A 16,437-nucleotide genomic window follows, 5' to 3' on the forward strand; every position below is an offset into this window, starting at 1 on the left:
GAGTACGTCCAGTACGAGGGAGATCCGGGCGCACGCCGAGAGCACGCACCAGACGCCGCAGGCTCTTCCACGAAGATCCGCCGGACAGGGCCTAGTCCCTCCGTCACCGCCGCACAGGGCTGTGATCAGGGCAACCGGGCCGGACGGAGTACGGCACGGGAACCCGTTCGGGCGGTCGGCGCCGTATGATCGAGGGAGTCCGGCAAGGCATGGCAGGTCGGTTCCTGGGGAATGGACGCCTCAGTGAATTGGTGTGTCGGCTCGAACCGGATGGCGAATTGGCGCAGAGGGGCGGGTTTCACGGGGGCGATTCCCTGCCTATCCTGAAGGGGACCCCCCTGTCGCCTCGGCGACTGCACGATGAGGAGGACTCCGTGCCGCTCTCAGAGCACGAGCAGCGCATGCTCGAGCAGATGGAGCGAGCGTTGTACGCCGAAGATCCCAAGTTCGCGACAGCGCTTGAGGGAAGCAAGCTGCGTACGTACACCCGTCGCCGGGTGTACCAGGCAGTCGTCGGCTTCCTCGTGGGTATCGTGCTCCTCATGGCCGGAATGGTCGCGCAGCAGATCTGGGTCAGCGTGGTGGGATTCCTCGTCATGCTGGGCTGCGCGGTACTCGCGGTCACCGGTTGGCGCAAAGCGCCGAAGCCGGGCGAGCAGCCGGCCCCTGGCTCCACGGATCCCGCGGATGCCGACATCAAGCGACGTCAGGGCAAGCAAGGCAGACAGCGCCGCTCCGTGATGAACCGTATCGAACAGCGCTGGCAGCAGCGCCGGGACGGACAAGGGCAGTAAGCGCGGGGGCCGGCCGGTCAGGCCGGTCCCGAGTGATGACGAGGTGGGGCTCGCCTTCCAGGGCGGGCCCCACCTCGTTGTGCGGTACATGGGTTTCGGCCGAGGCGGCGGGCGGAGGGCCGTGCCCGAGGGTGGCCGACCGGGCCGGGCACGCGCACGGCCGCCCCTGAGACCGCCCGGCGTACGTGAGCCCACGGGTACGCCCCACTCCGCTCCGCACACGGCACAGCGGAGGATGAGCCCGCCTCCCAGGCGGGCCCGCCCTCCGCTCAGCCGTCCCCCGGCCCGGCGCCTCAGCCGCCCTGAGCCCCGCGCCCCCGAAGCCGCGGCAGCCGGGCGGCCGCCGCCTCGCCGCGTCCCCGCAGCCGTGCCCAGCGGTCGGCCGCGGCCCAGATCACCCGGACGGCCGAACGCGGCAGCAGCAGTGCCCGCAGCCGGGTACGGCGGGAGGCCCGCGCGTGCAGGGCGGCCCGGACCAGGGCGACGTCGTCGGCGAGCCCCGCCACGGGGACCGGACGCGGCGCGTACAGCACCTGCTCCACCGCTCCCGCCACCCGGTGCACGGCCTCGGCGGCGTCCGGGCCCGGTTCGGCGAGCCGGACCAGCCGCTCGGCGGCCCGGCGGGGAGTCAGTGCCTCGTCTGGCGGGATGCCGTGGTCCCAGACGGTGTCGGTCAGCTCCTGCCACGCCGCGAGCGCGGAGACGCCGCGCTCGCCCGCGCCGCCGCCCACCGGGGTGAGCCGCAGCGTGCGGACCCGGCGGCGCCACACCATCGGGCCCAGCAGCGCGGCCGCCAGCAGCAGGAGGGCGCCGGTCACACCGAGCAGCGTGCCCCAGGGCGGGCCGCCGCCGCCCGCGGCCGCCCCGGCGTCGGGGTCCTCGGAGCCGCACTCGCCGAGCGCCCGCTCCGCGCGCGGGCAGTCCGGGTCGTCGCCCGACTCGGCGGAGGGGGCGGCGGAGGCCGACTCCTCGGGCTGCTCCGGGTCGTCCACCTCGCTGTCGGGGACGTCGGGCCGGGTGTACTCGGGCACCGAGCCGCGGTTCGGGGTCGGCTCGAACCGGGTCCAGCCGATGCCCTCGAAGTACAGCTCGGGCCAGGCGTGGGCGTCCCGCAGCCCCACCGACATCTCACCGGAGCTCTTCGCCGTTCCCGGCGTGAAGCCCACCGCCACCCGCGAGGGCATGCCGAGGGTGCGGGCCATCGAGGCCATCGCGAAGGAGAAGTGCACGCAGAACCCCTCCTTGTCGCGGAGGAACCGCGCGATGGCCTGCGCGCCGCTGCCCGCCCGTACCTGGGTGTCGTAGGTGAATCCGCCCTCCTGCGCGAACCAGTCCTGGAGCCGTACCGCCCGCTCGTAGTCGTTGGCGGCGCCTTCGGTCACGCGCCGGGCGGTGCGCTCCACCACGGCGGGGAGGGAGTCGGGGACGGAGGAGAACTCGCGGGGCAGCGTGTCGGCCACCCCGGCCGATTCGGCGGCGGAGAGCTGGGGGGCGGTGGGGCGCACCAGGAGGCTGTCGACGGAGTAGTTGACGCCCCGGGTGGTCTGGTCGCGGTCGCCGACCAGGGTGCGGCCGACCCGCTCGAACCGCCAGTCGCCCGGCACCTCGGCACGGGTCGCCGGATACGGCATCGGCAGCCAGTCCTGGGCGTACCAGTCGGCGGCCGCGACGTTGGTGGAGATCTCGGTGACCGGGACGTCGCCGGAGAGCCCGGCCGGGGGCGGCAGCCGCTCGGGCACGTCGGTGACCCGGCGGCCCGCCGACTTCCACGAGGAGCCGTCGAACTGGTCCAGCGAGACGATCCGCAGGTAGAGGTCGTCGGTCTCGGTGGCGTTGGTGCGGTACTTCAGCACCTCGCGGTTCTCCGGCTGGTTCAGGCTGTTCTGGAGCGAGACCAGCGGGTTGACGGCGGAGATCGTGCCCCCGCCGCCGCCCCCGCCGCCGCGTCCGGGACCGGTCCCGTCGAGCAGCCCCGTGCCGAGCGAGGGCAGCGCCAGCGGCACCACCAGGGCCAGGCCCAGCGCGACGGCGCCGATCCGGCGGCCCGAGCGCAGCGGGGCCGCGGTGCCGCCCGCTCCGCCCTCCGACCCCGAGGAGAGGCGGCCGCCGCGGGCCGGGCCGCCGAAGACCCGGCCCCACTGCGCCAGCCGGTCCCGGCTCTCGGCGAGGAGCAGCACCAGGTAGCCGGCGGCGGCCAGCGCGAACCACAGCGCGCCCGCGCCGTCGGCCGAGAGCCCGGCCGCGACCGAGTACAGCGCGAGCAGCGGCAGCCCGGCCGGGGCCGCGGCCCGGTAGGTGACGGCGAAGGTGTCGACCAGCAGGCCGATCGCCAGGACCCCGCCCACCAGCAGCAGCGCGATGCCGTCGGTCAGCGGCGCCGGAGTCGCGAACCGGCCCACGTCCTGCACCCCGGTGCCGATCAGCGTCCCCAGCTCGCGCACCGACCCCGGGGTCGGCAGGAAACCGAGGAACGCCTGGTTACGGGCGAAGACCAGGGTCAGCAGCAGCACCCCGACGACGAGCTGGGCGCCCGCCGTCAGCGGCCGGGCCAGCGGCACCCGGCGCGCCGCCGCGCCGGTGCCGGCCATCAGCCCCAGCAGCAGCGCGGCCTGGAGCAGCCAGGTGGAGCGGTCCACCAGCGGCAGCAGCGCGGCCGAGGCGAGCAGCGTCGCCGCCCACGAGGCGAGGAGAATGCCGATCCGTCCGCTCACGCGGTACCCCCCGAGGGCGTCGAAGCTGCGGTACGTGGTCCGGCCGGACCGGAACGGGGGACACCGGCGCCGCCCCACAGGGGGGCCAGCGCGACACCGGGCGGCACCGGGACCACGGTCCAGCCCGCCTCCCGCAGCCGCCGGGCCCGGGCGTCGAGCGCCTCGGTCCGCCCCTCGCCCGCCCAGACCTCGGAGTCCAGCAGGAACGCCACCGCCGTCGAGCCGGGGCGGCGGACCCGGGCGGCCAGCGTGGTCTGCTCCTCGTCCAGGTCGCCGAGGAAGGCCACCAGCAGGCCTTCGCCGCTCTGGCTGAGCGCCGCGTGGGCCCGCGAGAGACCGGCACCGTCGGAGTGCCCGACCACGGCGAGCAGGTCCATCATCAGCGCGGCCGTCTGTCCGGACTGGCCGCCGTACGCCTGCGGGGGCCCCTCGGCGGGGACCGCGTCGCCGGTGTCGGTGACCAGCCTGACCGTGACGTTGCGCTCCAGCAGGTGGAGCAGGGCCGAGGCCGCCCCCGCCACCGCCCACTCGAAGGCGGAGCCGGGGCCGGAACCGGCGTAACCGGCGGCCCGGGTGTCGAGCAGGACGGTGCAGCCCGCCCGTTGCGGCTGCTCCTCGCGGCGGACCATCAGCTCGCCGAGGCGGGCCGTGGAGCGCCAGTGGACCCGGCGCAGGTCGTCACCGTGACGGTAGCCACGCGGAATCAGGTCGTCCTCACCGGCCAGCGCCAGCGTGTGCTGCCGCCCCTCGCCGAAGCCCCGCGCCTCGCCGCCCGGCCGCAGCGGGGGCAGCCGTTCGACCCGCGGGACGACGGTCAGCGTGTCCTGGCCGGAGAAGGCGCGGTTCAGCTCGCACATCCCGAACGGGTCGGTCAGCCGGAGCTGGAGCGGGCCCAGCGGATAGCGGCCGCGCAGGTCGGAGCGGACACGGTAGGAGACCTCACGGCGGCCGCCCGGCTCCACCCGGTCCAGCAGGAAGCGCGGGCGCGGCCCGAGCACGTAGGGCACCCGGTCCTGGAGCATCAGCAGGCCGGTGGGCAGCCGCGAGACGCTGTCCACGCGGAGCGTCACCCGGGCCTCGGAGCCCGCCGGGACCTGGGCGGGGGTCAGCCGGCGGCTGCCCTCGACGCGGTGGCGGGTGCGGTACAGGAACAGGGCGCAGAGCAGCGGCAGCACGGCCAGCAGCAGGCCGACCCGGAGCAGGTCGCCCTGGCCGAGCAGGTAGGCGCAGAGCGCCGCGGCCAGCCCGGCGGCCAGGAACGAGCGGCCCCGGGTGGTGAGCCCGCCGAACGCCCCGCGCAGCCCGCCCCGGTCCTGCGCCTCCTCGGCGCCGGGGCCAGGGCCGGGCATCACATGCCCCGGGGGGCGGAGTACGGGCGCCTGCCGTGCGGCACCGAGCCGTTGGACGAGCCGGGGACGGGGGTGCCCTGGACGATCTCGTGGACCACCTGCTCCGAGGTGCGGTGGGCCAACTGGGCCTGGGCGGTCGGCAGCAGCCGGTGCGCGAGGACCGGTACCGCCAGCGCCTGCACGTCGTCGGGGAGCGCGAACTCCCGGCCGGCCAGCGCGGCGGCGGCCTTGGCGGCGCGCACCAGGTGCAGGGTGGCGCGCGGGGAGGCGCCGAGCCGCAGCTCGGGATGACTGCGGGTGGCGCCGACCAGGGCGACGGCGTAGCGGCGTACCGCGTCCGAGACGTGGACGGCGCGAACCGTGTCGATCAGTTTGAGGATGTCGTGGGCGTGCGCGACCGGCTGGAGGTCGTCCAGCGGGGAGGTGGCGCCGTGCACGTCGAGCATGCGCAGTTCGGCGTCGGGGGAGGGATAGCCGATGGAGACGCGGGCCATGAAGCGGTCCCGCTGCGCCTCCGGCAGGGGGTAGGTGCCCTCCATCTCGACCGGGTTCTGGGTGGCGACCACCATGAACGGGCCGGGCAGCGGGTAGCTGTGACCGTCCACCGTGACCTGGCGCTCCTCCATCGACTCCAGCAGCGCGGACTGGGTCTTGGGGGAAGCGCGGTTGATCTCGTCGCCGATGACGATCTGCGCGAAGATCGCCCCGGGCTTGAACTCGAACTCGGCGTGCTGCTGGTCGTAGACGCTCACGCCGGTGATGTCCGAGGGCAGCAGGTCGGGGGTGAACTGGATCCGGCGGACCGAGCAGTCCACCGATCTCGCCAGCGCCTTCGCCAGCATCGTCTTGCCGACGCCCGGCACGTCCTCGATGAGGAGGTGGCCCTCGGCCAGCAGGACGGTCAGGGAGAGCCGTACGACCTCCGGCTTGCCCTCGATCACCTCCTCGACCGACCTGCGCACCCGTTCCACTGTGGCGGTCAGATCTGTGAGGCTCGCTCGCCCGTCATAGGTCGTCACCCGGCCCTCCTCGGCCCCTTGTCGGGCCGGTGCGCGACGGCGCGGCCGGACCCTCCCCGATGCGTGGGCAGCGCGTACGGCCGGGGGCCGTCACGCGATGCCTCCTGCGCATTCTTGTTGCCGCCAAGGGCGTGTGTCACTCGCCCCCGGACGACAACTGCGGTTTTGCGGGGAATTGCCGTGTTCGGCGGGGAGGGTTCGGGGTGGGCGGCGGCTAGGCGGGGTCGATCTCGGTGAGAGCGCCGGTCTTCACGTCGAAGACGAAGCCGCGCACGTCGTCGGTGTGCAGGAGGAACGGTGAGGTCCGCACCCGCTGCATCGACTGGCGCACGTCCTGCTCGACGTCGCGGAAGGACTCCACCGCCCACGTCGGCCGCTGCCCGACCTCCGCCTCCAGGTCCTGGCGGAACTCCTCCGTCAGGCTCTCCAGGCCGCAGTTGGTGTGGTGGATGAGGATGACGCTGCGGGTCTCCAGCGCGCGCTGGCTGATGGTGAGGGAGCGGATCACGTCGTCGGTGACCACACCGCCCGCGTTGCGGATGGTGTGGCAGTCGCCGAGGTCCAGGCCGAGCGCGGCGTGCAGGTCGAGGCGGGCGTCCATGCACGCCACGACCGCGACCTTCAGCACGGGGCGAGCGTCCATGCCGGGGTCGGTGAACTTGGCCGCGTACCGGCCGTTGGCCTCGACGAGGCGGTCGGTGACGTCGGTGCCGGCCGGGGTGGGGCGGCCTTCGGTGTGAGCGGGAGTCGACATGGATACGAAGGTAATGCGCGCCGCCGCTCCGGGCTCGCGCGGAGGGGGGCGAAGCGCCCCGGCGGCACCCCTTGTGAGGTAACCCACACGGCGCAACCCGGCCACCCGCACCGCCCCGGGCGACGCGCGGAGCGGCTGATTGACCGCCGTCGGGAGTGGACTAAAGTGACGCGAAGTGGCAGGGGCGACACGCTCCCCGCCGCCACCGGGGGGACCACCGAACCGGCCCCCGAGAGATCTGACGCGTGCGGTGCGCGTACGGCGCGGCTCCCGACCGCTCGCCGCCCCCGGCGGGCACCCGGCCCCTCCGTGCGGCTCCGCGCCGGACCGAGAGGGCGCAATGCTGGGGCGCGACGCAGACGAGACGAGCGGCGCACAGAGCGCTGCCGGCCACCAGGCCCCGGCCCCCGAGGACGGCAACACCCGGCACGTCCCGGTGATGCTCAGCCGCTGCCTGGACCTCCTCGCCCCGGCCCTCGCCGAACCCGGCGCCGTCGTCGTCGACTGCACCCTGGGCCTCGGCGGTCACAGCGAGGCCCTGCTCGCCACCTTCCCCGCCGCCCGGCTCGTCGCCCTCGACCGCGACAAGGAGGCGCTGCGCCTCTCCGGGGAGCGCCTCGCCCCGTACGGCGACCGCGCCACCCTCGTGCACGCGGTCTACGACGAGCTGCCCGAGGTGTTGGCGAGGCTCGGCGTCCCCCGCGTCCAGGGCGTCCTCTTCGACCTCGGTGTCTCCTCCATGCAGCTGGACGAGGCCGACCGCGGCTTCGCCTACGCCCAGGACGCCCCGCTCGACATGCGGATGGACCAGACGACCGGCATGAGCGCCGCCGAGGTCCTCAACACCTACGCCCCCGGCGACCTGGTCCGCGTGCTGCGCGCCTACGGCGAGGAGAAGCAGGCCCGCCGCATCGTCTCCGCGATCGTGGACGAGCGCGCCAAGGAACCCTTCAGCCACAGCGCCCGCCTGGTCGAGGTCATCCGGGACGCCCTGCCGCAGGCCGCCAAGCGCACCGGCGGCAACCCGGCCAAGCGCACCTTCCAGGCGCTGCGCATCGAGGTCAACGGCGAACTGGCCGTCCTGGAGCGCGCCATCCCGGCGGCGGTCGGCTCGCTCGCCGTCGGCGGACGCATCGCCGTCCTGTCGTACCACTCGCTGGAGGACCGGCTGGTCAAGCAGGTCTTCGCGGCCGGGGCCGCCTCCACGGCCCCGCCCGGGCTGCCGGTGGTCCCCGAGCGCTACCAGCCGCGCCTGAAGCTGCTGACCCGGGGCGCCGAACTGCCCACCGATGCGGAGGTCGCCGAGAACCGGCGGGCCGCCCCCGCCCGGCTGCGCGGCGCCCAGCGCATCCGCGAGGAGTACCAGGAGTGAGCCGCCAGGTGGGCGGCCCCGAACTGCGCGGCCGTGCCGCCCGGCTGGCGCGGCTGCTGCCCGCCGGCCCGGCGAGCGCCGCCCGGACCCCGTTCGTGCTGCTCGTGGTGGTGCTGCTCGGCGGCGGCCTGATCACCCTGCTGGTGCTCAACTCCGCCCTCAACGAAGGCTCCTTCACCCTCAGCGAGCTCAAGCGCGAGACCACCGAGCTGACCGACGAGCAGCAGGCCCTCCAGCGCGACGTCGACGCCCGCTCCCGGCCCGACGCCCTGCGCCGCCGCGCCGACACGCTGGGCCTGGTCCCCGGCGGCATCCCGGTCTTCCTCGACCCGGACGGCACCGTCCGCGGCGTGCCCAGCCCCGCCCCCACCCCGGTCGTCGCCGAGGCGCCCCCGCCCCCCTCGCCCCAGGCGTCCCCCTCGCCCGGCGCGAGCCCGCCTTCGGGCGCCCCCGCCGCTCCCGCCGCCTCCGGCGCCCCGGCCCCCTCCCCGAGCCCGGCCCCACCGGACGCCCCCGCGCCCTCGGACACCCCCGCCCCGCCGCCCGCGGGCGAGCCCGCCCCCGCCGCCCCGACCCCTGGCAGGTGACGCCGTGTCCGACAGGCAACCCCCGCGCCGCCGCGTACCCGGCCCGGCCCGCCCGGCGGGCGGCTCCGGCGGTGGGCGCTCCGGCTCCGGCTCCGGCCGTTCCGGTGGCGGGGCCCGCTCAGGCGCCGCCGCCAGGAGCACGGCCCGCAAGCCCGCCGAGCGCCGCACGCCGCGCGCCGGGCAGGGCTCCGGCAGGCCCGCGCCCCGTCCCCGTAACCCACGGACCCCGCCCAGGGCCGCCAAGCTGCGGCTCGGCAGGCCCCGGCCCCGGCTGCGGCTGGTCGGGTTCGCGCTGACCCTGGTGATGGCGGTCTTCGTCGGGCGGCTGCTCCAGCTCCAGGCCGTCGACCCGCAGGCGTACGGCGCGGCCGCGGCCGCCAGCCGCTCGTACAGCGGGGTGCTGCCCGCCGAGCGCGGGCCGATCACCGACCGCAACGGCGTCGAACTCGCCTCCAGCGTCGACGCGTACGACATCACCGCCGACCCCTCGATGTTCACCCCGGAGAAGACCGGCGAGAAGGACGCGCCGCTGCAGGCCGCGCAGATCCTCGCCCCGATCCTCGGCGCCGAGGCCGAGGAGCTGACCGCCAAGCTCCGGCGCGACGACACCCGCTACGTGGTGCTGGCCCGGCGTCAGACGCCGCAGGTGTGGAAGCAGATCAAGGACCTCAGGAACACCTTCGCCGAGGAGCTCCAGAAGAGCGGGCGCAAGGCGGGCAACCCCGACCTGAACAGCGTCCTCGCCGGGATCTTCCCCGTCTCCACCAGCAAGCGCGTCTATCCGGGCGGCGACCTGGCCGCCGGGATACTGGGCTGGGTCAACGCCGACGGCAAGGGCGCGGGCGGCCTGGAGGCGCAGTGGGACAAGAAACTGGCCGGTGAGGACGGCCGGATCACCTACGCCCAGGCGGGCGGCCGCCAGGTGCCCACCGCCGGCAGCGAGGAGGACCCCGCGGTCCCCGGCTCAGGGCTGGAACTCACCATCGACCGCGACATCCAGTGGGCCGCCCAGAACGCCATCTCCGAACAGGTGGCCAAGTCCAAGGCCGCCCGCGGGTACGTCATCGTCCAGGACACCGCCACCGGCGAGGTCCTGGCCCTCGCCAACGCCCCCGGCTTCGACCCCAACGACCTGACCGGGGCCGCCGCCACCTCGATGGGCAACGCCGCCGTCCAGGACGCCTACGAGCCCGGCTCCACCGCCAAGGTCATGTCGATGGCGGCGGTGCTGGAGGAGAACGCGGCCACCCCCGGCACCCACGTCACCGTCCCCAACCGCCTCCACCGCGGCGACCGGCTCTTCCAGGACGACGTCGACCACCCGACCTGGTACCTCACGCTCAACGGCGTCCTCGCCAAGTCCAGCAACATCGGCACCATCCTCGCCGTCGAACAGCTCGGCAAGACCCAGCCCGAGGCCAACAAGGTGCTCCACTCCTACCTCAGGAAGTTCGGCATCGGCCGCCCCACCGGCCTGGGCTTCCCCGGCGAGACCCCGGGCATCCTCGCCCGGCCGGAGAGCTGGTCGACGTCGCAGCAGTACACGATCCCCTTCGGCCAGGGCGTCTCCATCAACGCCCTCCAGGCCGCCTCGGTCTACTCGACCATCGCCAACGGCGGCGTCCGGGTCGCCCCCACCCTGGTCCGCGGCACCCACGACGGCGAGGCGTTCACCCCCGCGCCCGAGGCCGAGAAGACCCGCGTGGTCAGCGAGAAGACCGCCAAGACCCTCGCCCTCATGCTGGAGTCGGTCGTCGACGACGAGGAGGGCACCGGCGTCAAGGCCCGCATCCCCGGCTACCGCGTCGCCGGAAAGACCGGCACCGCCAACCGCGTCGACCCCGAGACCGGCCGCTACAAGGGCTACACCTCGTCCTTCGCCGGCTTCGCCCCCTCCGACAAGCCCCGCGTCACCGTCTACTGCGCCATCCAGGACGCCACCAGGGGCAGCTACTTCGGCGGCCAGATCTGCGGCCCCGTCTACAAGCAGGTCATGGAATTCGCCCTGAAGAGCCTCCAGGTGCCGCCCAGCGGCGCCAAACAGGCCCGACTGCCCGTCACCTTCACCCCCGAGGACTGACCAGGAACCGCGTGGATACGATCACCCCCGAACCGGGGAACCACCGCCCGGACGGCAACGACGCCACCGGACCCGCCGCCCCCTCATTTCGCGACCCGAGGGGTGCGCCCGGTACGCTCACCGCCGTGCCACACGCTGATCACTCCGAAACACCGCAGGCCGCACTGAAGGGTGCTCCCGTGACCTACCCGGGGCCTCCGCGCCCGCTCCAGGTTCCCGCCACCACGCTGGAGGAACTGGCCGATCAGCTCGGCGTCGACGCCCGCGGGGCCGAGTACCCCGCCGCCGTCGCCATCAGCGGCATCACCCACGACTCCCGGGCCGTGCGCCCCGGCGACGTCTACGCGGCCCTGCCCGGCGCCCGCTTCCACGGCGCCGACTTCGCCGCCCAGGCCGCGGGCCTCGGCGCCGCCGTCGTCCTCACCGACCCGGCCGGAGCGGGCCCCGCCCTCGCCACCGGCCTGCCCGTGCTGGTCGTCGGCGACCCGCGCGGCCGGATGGGCGAGGTCGCCGCCACCCTCTACGGGCACCCCGGCCGCGACCTGCTCCAGATCGGCATCACCGGCACCTCCGGCAAGACCACCACCGCCTACCTCATGGAGGGCGGCCTGCGCGCCGCCCAGGAGGCCGAGGCGAAGGGGTCCGGCGAGGAGGTACCGCCGACCGGTCTGATCGGCACCGTCGAGATGCGCATCGGCGACGAGCGCATCAAGTCCGAGCGCACCACCCCCGAGGCCACCGACCTCCAGGCGCTCTTCGCCGTCATGCGCGAACGCGGCGTCCGCGCCGTCGCCATGGAGGTCTCCAGCCACGCCCTGGTCCTCGGCCGCGTCGACGCCTGCGTCTTCGATGTCGCCGTCTTCAACAACCTCAGCCCGGAACACATGGAGTTCCACTCCGACATGGAGGACTACTTCCGGGCCAAGGCGCAGCTCTTCACCGCCGCCCGCTCCAAACAGGGCGTCGTCAACTACGACGACGAGTACGGGCGCCGCCTGCTCACCGAGTCCGAGGTGCCCGTCATCTCCTTCTCCGCCGAGGGCCACCCCGACGCCGACTGGCGCGCCGAGGACGTGGTGGTCGGCAGCCTCGACTCCACCTTCACCGCGGTCGGCCCCAAGGGCGAGCGGATCAGCGCCCGTTCGCCGCTGGCCGGGCCGTTCAACGTCGCCAACACGCTGGCCGCCGTCGTCGCCCTGGCCGCCGCGGGCATCGACCCGCAGACCGCCGCCGACGGCATCGCCGCCGTCCCCGGCGTCCCCGGCCGCCTGGAGCGCGTCGACGCCGGACAGCCGTACCTCGCGGTCGTCGACTACGCCCACAAGACCGACGCCGTCGAATCGGTGCTGCGCGCCCTGCGCAAGGTCACCGAGGGGCGGCTGTACATCGTGCTCGGCTGCGGCGGCGACCGCGACACCACCAAGCGCGGACCGATGGGCGCGGCCGCCGCCCGCCTCGCCGACCTCGCCGTCCTCACCTCGGACAACCCGCGCTCCGAGGACCCCCTCGCGATCCTCTCCGCCATGCTCGCCGGTGCCGCCGAGGTACCCATCCACGAGCGCGGCGACGTCATCATCGACGCCGACCGGGCCGGAGCCATCGCCGAGGCCGTCGTCCGCGCCGAGGCCGGGGACACCGTCCTGGTCGCGGGCAAGGGCCACGAACAGGGCCAGGACATCAACGGCGTGGTCCGCCCCTTCGACGACCGGCTGGTGCTGCGTGCCGCCATCGAGCGGGCCGAGGCCCGCCGGGCCGCCGCGGACCGGCCGGGCACCACCCAGCAGGCCGCCGAGGCGGCCGCTGGCACACAGGCAGCCCCTCAGAAGAACGCGGGATGAACTTGTGATCGCCCTCTCCCTGGCCGAGATCAGCAGCATCGTCGGCGGGCAACCCGTCGACATACCGGACCTGGACGCCCAGGTCACCGGACCGGTCGTGATCGACTCCCGGCTCGCCGCCCCCGGCAGCCTCTTCGCCGCCTTCGCCGGTGAACGGGCCGACGGCCACGACTACGCGGCCACCGCCGTGGAGACCGGCGCCGTCGCCGTCCTCGCGACGCGGCCCGTCGGCGTGCCCGCCCTCGTGGTGGACGACGTGGAGCGCGCCCTCGGCGCGCTCGCCCGTGCCGTCGTCGAGCGCCTCGGCACCACCGTCGTCGCCCTCACCGGCTCCGCGGGCAAGACCTCCACCAAGGACCTCGTCGCGCAACTCCTGCAGCGCGCCGCGCCCACGGTGTGGACGCCCGGCTCCCTCAACAACGAGATCGGGCTGCCGCTGACCGCGCTGCGCGCCGACGCGGACACCCGCCACCTCGTCCTGGAGATGGGGGCCCGCGGCGTCGGCCACATCCGGTACCTCACCGGACTCACCCCGCCGCGGATCGGCGTCGTCCTCAACGTCGGCAGCGCGCACATCGGCGAGTTCGGCGGCCGCGAGCAGATCGCCCTCGCCAAGGGCGAACTGGTCGAGGCGCTCCCCGAGGACGGCGTCGCCGTCCTCAACGCCGACGACCGTTACGTCCGTGACATGGCGTCACGTACCAAGGCGCGCGTCGTCACCTTCGGCGAAGCGCCCGAAGCGGACATCCGCGCCGAGAATGTCCGGCTCACGGAGAACGGCCGCCCCGCCTTCACGCTGCACACACCCTCCGGGTGCGGCGATGTGACCATGCGCCTGTACGGTGAGCACCACGTGTCGAACGCGCTCGCCGCCGCCGCCGTCGCATCGGAACTGGGCATGCCCGTGGACGAGATCGCCCAAGCGCTCTCCGAGGCGGAGTCCCTGTCCCGCTGGCGGATGGAGGTCACCGAGCGCCCGGACGGTGTGACGATCGTCAACGACGCCTACAACGCGAACCCCGAATCCACGCGGGCCGCCCTGCGCGCGCTCGTGGCGATGGGCGGCGCCCGCCGCGGCGAGGGGGGCCGCACCTGGGCGGTGCTCGGACAGATGGCCGAGCTGGGGGACGAGGCGCTCACCGAACACGACGCCGTCGGACGGCTCGCCGTCCGGCTGAACGTGAGCAAGCTCGTGGCAGTCGGCGGCAGGGAAGCGGCCTGGCTGCGCATGGGCGCATACAACGAGGGTTCGTGGGGTGAGGAGTCGGTGCACGTGTCCGACGCACAGGCGGCGGTCGACCTGCTGCGCAGCGAGCTGCGCCCAGGAGATGTCGTACTCGTGAAGGCTTCCCGGTCCGTGGGACTGGAGAAGGTCGCCGCCGCTCTGCTGGCGGACGGTACGGGCGAGGGCGAGGTCGCCGCCCGATGATGAAGCAGATCCTGCTCTCCGGCGTCATTGGACTGTTCCTGACGCTGATCGGCACACCACTGCTGATCAAGCTGCTGGCCAAGAAGGGCTACGGCCAGTACATCCGCGACGACGGTCCGCGCGAGCACCACGCCAAGCGCGGGACGCCGACGATGGGCGGTATCGCCTTCATCCTCGCGACGATCATCGCGTACTTCCTGTCCAAGCTGATCACCGGCTACCAGGTGACCTTCTCGGGTCTCCTGGTCCTCGGACTGATGGCGGGCATGGGCCTCGTCGGGTTCCTCGACGACTACATCAAGATCGTGAAGCGGCGCTCGCTGGGCCTGCGCGCCAAGGCGAAGATGGCCGGACAGCTCACCGTCGGCATCGCCTTCGCCGTGCTCGCCCTCCAGTTCCCCGACCAGCGGGACCAGACACCGGCCTCCACCCGCCTGTCGTTCATCACCGACTTCGGCTGGAAGATCGGCCCGGTGCTCTTCGTCATCTGGGCGCTCTTCATGATCCTCGCCATGTCGAACGGCGTGAACCTCACCGACGGCCTCGACGGCCTCGCCACCGGCGCCTCCGTCATGGTCTTCGGCGCGTACACCTTCATCGGCGTCTGGCAGTTCCAGGAGTCCTGCGCCAACGCGGAGGTCCTCACCAACCCGGCGGCCTGCTTCGAGGTACGAGATCCACTCGACCTCGCCGTGGTGGCCTCCGCGCTGATGGGCGCCTGCTTCGGCTTCCTGTGGTGGAACACCTCGCCCGCCAAGATCTTCATGGGCGACACCGGTTCGCTCGCCCTCGGCGGCGCCCTCGCCGGTCTCGCCATCTGCTCCCGCACCGAGCTGCTGCTCGCCGTCCTCGGCGGCCTCTTCGTCCTCATCACCATGTCCGTGGTGATCCAGGTCGGTTCGTTCCGCCTCACCGGCAAGCGGGTGTTCAGGATGGCGCCACTCCAGCACCACTTCGAACTCAAGGGGTGGTCCGAAGTCCTTGTGGTGGTCCGCTTCTGGATCATCCAGGGCATGTGCGTCATCGTCGGCCTCGGCATCTTCTACGCGGGATGGGCAGCCACCAAGTGACCTGGAAGGACCAGCACATCACCGTGGCCGGCCTCGGTGTGAGCGGCATCAGCGCCGCCCGCGCCCTGGCCGGCCTCGGCGCGCACGTCACCGTCGTGGACGGCGGCGAGGGCGAGGCGCACCTGGCGCGCGCCGCCGAACTCACCGCCGCCTTCGACGCACCGGACACCCCCGGCACCGTCGCGGTCCGCCTCGGCGACGCCGACACCCTCCCCGAGCCGACCGACCTGGTCGTCACCTCACCCGGGTGGAAGCCCACCTCGCCGCTCTTCGCGGCCGCCGCCGAGGCGGGCGCCGAGGTCGTCGGCGACGTCGAGATCGCCTGGCGGCTGCGGCCCGAGGGCGCCGCCGACTGGCTCTGCGTCACCGGCACCAACGGCAAGACCACCACCACCCGGATGCTGGCCTCGATCCTCACCGCCGCCGGACTGCGCACCGCCGCCGTCGGCAACATCGGCACCCCGCTGATCGACGTGGTCCTCGCCGAGGAGTCCTACGACGTCCTCGCCGTCGAACTCTCCAGCTACCAGCTGCACTGGACGCCCTCGCTGCGCGCCCACTCCGGGGCGGTCCTCAACCTCGCCCCCGACCACCTCGACTGGCACGGCTCCATGGAGGCGTACGCCTCCGACAAGGGCCGGATCTACGAGGGCAACCGCGTCGCCTGCGTCTACAACACCGCCGACCCGGCCACCGAGGCCCTGGTCCGCGCCGCCGACGTGGAGGAGGGCGCCCGCGCCGTCGGGTTCACCCTCGGCGCCCCCGGCCCCTCCGAACTCGGCGTGGTCGAAGGGCTCCTGGTCGACCGGGCCTTCGTCCCCGACCGGCACCGGCAGGCCCAGGAACTGGCCGAGACCGCCGACGTGGACCCCCCGGCCCCGCACAACATCGCCAACGCCCTGGCCGCCGCCGCCCTCGCCCGCGCCTACGGGGTGCCCGCCACCGCCGTACGCGACGGGCTGCGCGCCTTCGCCCCGGACCCGCACCGGATCGAGAAGGTCGCCGAGATCGACGGCGTCACCTACGTCGACGACTCCAAGGCCACCAACACCCACGCCGCCGAAGCATCCCTCAACTCCTACCGGCCGATCGTCTGGATCGCCGGCGGGCTGGCCAAGGGAGCCACCTTCGACGAACTGGTCGCCTCCGCCGCCGACCGGCTGCGCGGCGCCGTCCTCATCGGCCAGGACCGCGCCCTGATCCGTGAGGCCCTCGCCCGACACGCCCCCGACCTCCCGGTCGTCGACCTGGACCGGACCGACACTGGGGCGATGTCCGCGGCGGTCACCGCCGCCCGCGGCCTCGCCGAGGCGGGCGACACCGTGCTGCTGGCCCCGGCCTGCGCCTCGATGGACATGTTCACCAACTACAACCGGCGCGGCGAGGCGTTCGCCGAGGCGGTGCGGGCGCTGGCCCCCGACGCCTGAGGGCCCG

The 16,437-nt window shown here is 74.0% G+C and carries 12 protein-coding genes; 8 read left to right on the forward strand and 4 right to left on the reverse strand.

From position 1 onward, the window contains the following. Positions 1-374: 374 nt before the first annotated feature. Positions 375-794 (forward strand): DUF3040 domain-containing protein, encoded by a 420-nt coding sequence (locus tag ACFWMZ_RS23520; protein ID WP_383177450.1) that lies wholly within the window; start codon positions 375-377, stop codon positions 792-794. 293 nt (positions 795-1,087) lie between these two features. On the opposite strand, the gene ACFWMZ_RS23525 is transcribed toward ACFWMZ_RS23520, so the two are convergent. The 4 genes from ACFWMZ_RS23525 to ACFWMZ_RS23540 form a co-directional block, all read right to left on the reverse strand. Continuing rightward, a complete protein-coding gene (locus ACFWMZ_RS23525; protein ID WP_383203894.1) occupies positions 1,088-3,505 on the reverse strand; it encodes a DUF3488 and DUF4129 domain-containing transglutaminase family protein in 2,418 nt (805 codons plus the stop codon). After that, on the reverse strand, positions 3,502-4,854 hold the full coding sequence (locus ACFWMZ_RS23530) for a DUF58 domain-containing protein (RefSeq protein WP_383203897.1): 1,353 nt from the start codon (positions 4,852-4,854) through the stop codon (positions 3,502-3,504). Before ACFWMZ_RS23530 ends, ACFWMZ_RS23525 begins: the two co-directional genes overlap by 4 nt. Beyond that, entirely contained in the window at positions 4,854-5,873 is a 1,020-nt protein-coding gene (locus ACFWMZ_RS23535) for an AAA family ATPase (protein WP_383177441.1), read from the reverse strand. The genes ACFWMZ_RS23530 and ACFWMZ_RS23535 overlap by 1 nt, the downstream gene beginning before the upstream one ends. A 214-nt stretch (positions 5,874-6,087) precedes the next feature. Continuing rightward, complete coding sequence (locus ACFWMZ_RS23540) at positions 6,088-6,627, reverse strand: beta-class carbonic anhydrase (protein ID WP_383177438.1); 540 nt, start codon at positions 6,625-6,627, stop codon at positions 6,088-6,090. Positions 6,628-7,066: 439 nt separating this feature from the next. Between ACFWMZ_RS23540 and rsmH the strand changes: the two genes are divergently transcribed. The 7 genes from rsmH to murD are packed head-to-tail and all read left to right on the forward strand — an operon-like array spanning position 7,067 to position 16,430. Beyond that, the gene (rsmH, locus tag ACFWMZ_RS23545) at positions 7,067-7,999 is read left to right on the forward strand and encodes a 16S rRNA (cytosine(1402)-N(4))-methyltransferase RsmH (RefSeq protein ID WP_383177465.1); all 933 of its coding nucleotides are present in this window, start codon (positions 7,067-7,069) and stop codon (positions 7,997-7,999) included. Continuing rightward, a complete protein-coding gene (locus ACFWMZ_RS23550; protein ID WP_383177435.1) occupies positions 7,996-8,586 on the forward strand; it encodes a septum formation initiator family protein in 591 nt (196 codons plus the stop codon). Before rsmH ends, ACFWMZ_RS23550 begins: the two co-directional genes overlap by 4 nt. 4 nt (positions 8,587-8,590) lie before the next feature. Further along, positions 8,591-10,666 carry a peptidoglycan D,D-transpeptidase FtsI family protein gene (locus ACFWMZ_RS23555; protein WP_383177432.1) on the forward strand — a complete coding sequence of 692 codons (2,076 nt, stop codon included), beginning with the start codon at positions 8,591-8,593 and terminating at the stop codon, positions 10,664-10,666. Between the two features lie 11 nt (positions 10,667-10,677). Further along, entirely contained in the window at positions 10,678-12,504 is a 1,827-nt protein-coding gene (locus ACFWMZ_RS23560) for a UDP-N-acetylmuramoyl-L-alanyl-D-glutamate--2,6-diaminopimelate ligase (protein WP_383177429.1), read from the forward strand. A gap of 4 nt (positions 12,505-12,508) precedes the next feature. Beyond that, complete coding sequence (murF, locus tag ACFWMZ_RS23565; protein WP_383177426.1) at positions 12,509-13,933, forward strand: UDP-N-acetylmuramoyl-tripeptide--D-alanyl-D-alanine ligase; 1,425 nt, start codon at positions 12,509-12,511, stop codon at positions 13,931-13,933. Then, on the forward strand, positions 13,930-15,003 hold the full coding sequence (gene mraY, locus ACFWMZ_RS23570) for a phospho-N-acetylmuramoyl-pentapeptide-transferase (protein WP_383177423.1): 1,074 nt from the start codon (positions 13,930-13,932) through the stop codon (positions 15,001-15,003). Before murF ends, mraY begins: the two co-directional genes overlap by 4 nt. Further along, positions 15,000-16,430 carry a UDP-N-acetylmuramoyl-L-alanine--D-glutamate ligase gene (murD, locus tag ACFWMZ_RS23575; protein ID WP_383203915.1) on the forward strand — a complete coding sequence of 477 codons (1,431 nt, stop codon included), beginning with the start codon at positions 15,000-15,002 and terminating at the stop codon, positions 16,428-16,430. The genes mraY and murD overlap by 4 nt, the downstream gene beginning before the upstream one ends. Positions 16,431-16,437 lie beyond the last annotated feature (7 nt).

The organism is Streptomyces sp. NPDC058373 (assembly GCF_042723275.1).
Lineage (GTDB): Bacteria > Actinomycetota > Actinomycetes > Streptomycetales > Streptomycetaceae > Streptomyces.

Coding starts and splice junctions, on each gene's coding strand:
- rsmH (WP_383177465.1), top strand. CDS start 7,067: ATGCTCAGCCGCTGCCTGGACCTCCTCGCCCCGGCCCTCGCCGAACCC.
- ACFWMZ_RS23530 (WP_383203897.1), bottom strand. CDS start 4,854: ATGCCCGGCCCTGGCCCCGGCGCCGAGGAGGCGCAGGACCGGGGCGGG.
- mraY (WP_383177423.1), top strand. CDS start 13,930: ATGATGAAGCAGATCCTGCTCTCCGGCGTCATTGGACTGTTCCTGACG.
- ACFWMZ_RS23540 (WP_383177438.1), bottom strand. CDS start 6,627: ATGTCGACTCCCGCTCACACCGAAGGCCGCCCCACCCCGGCCGGCACC.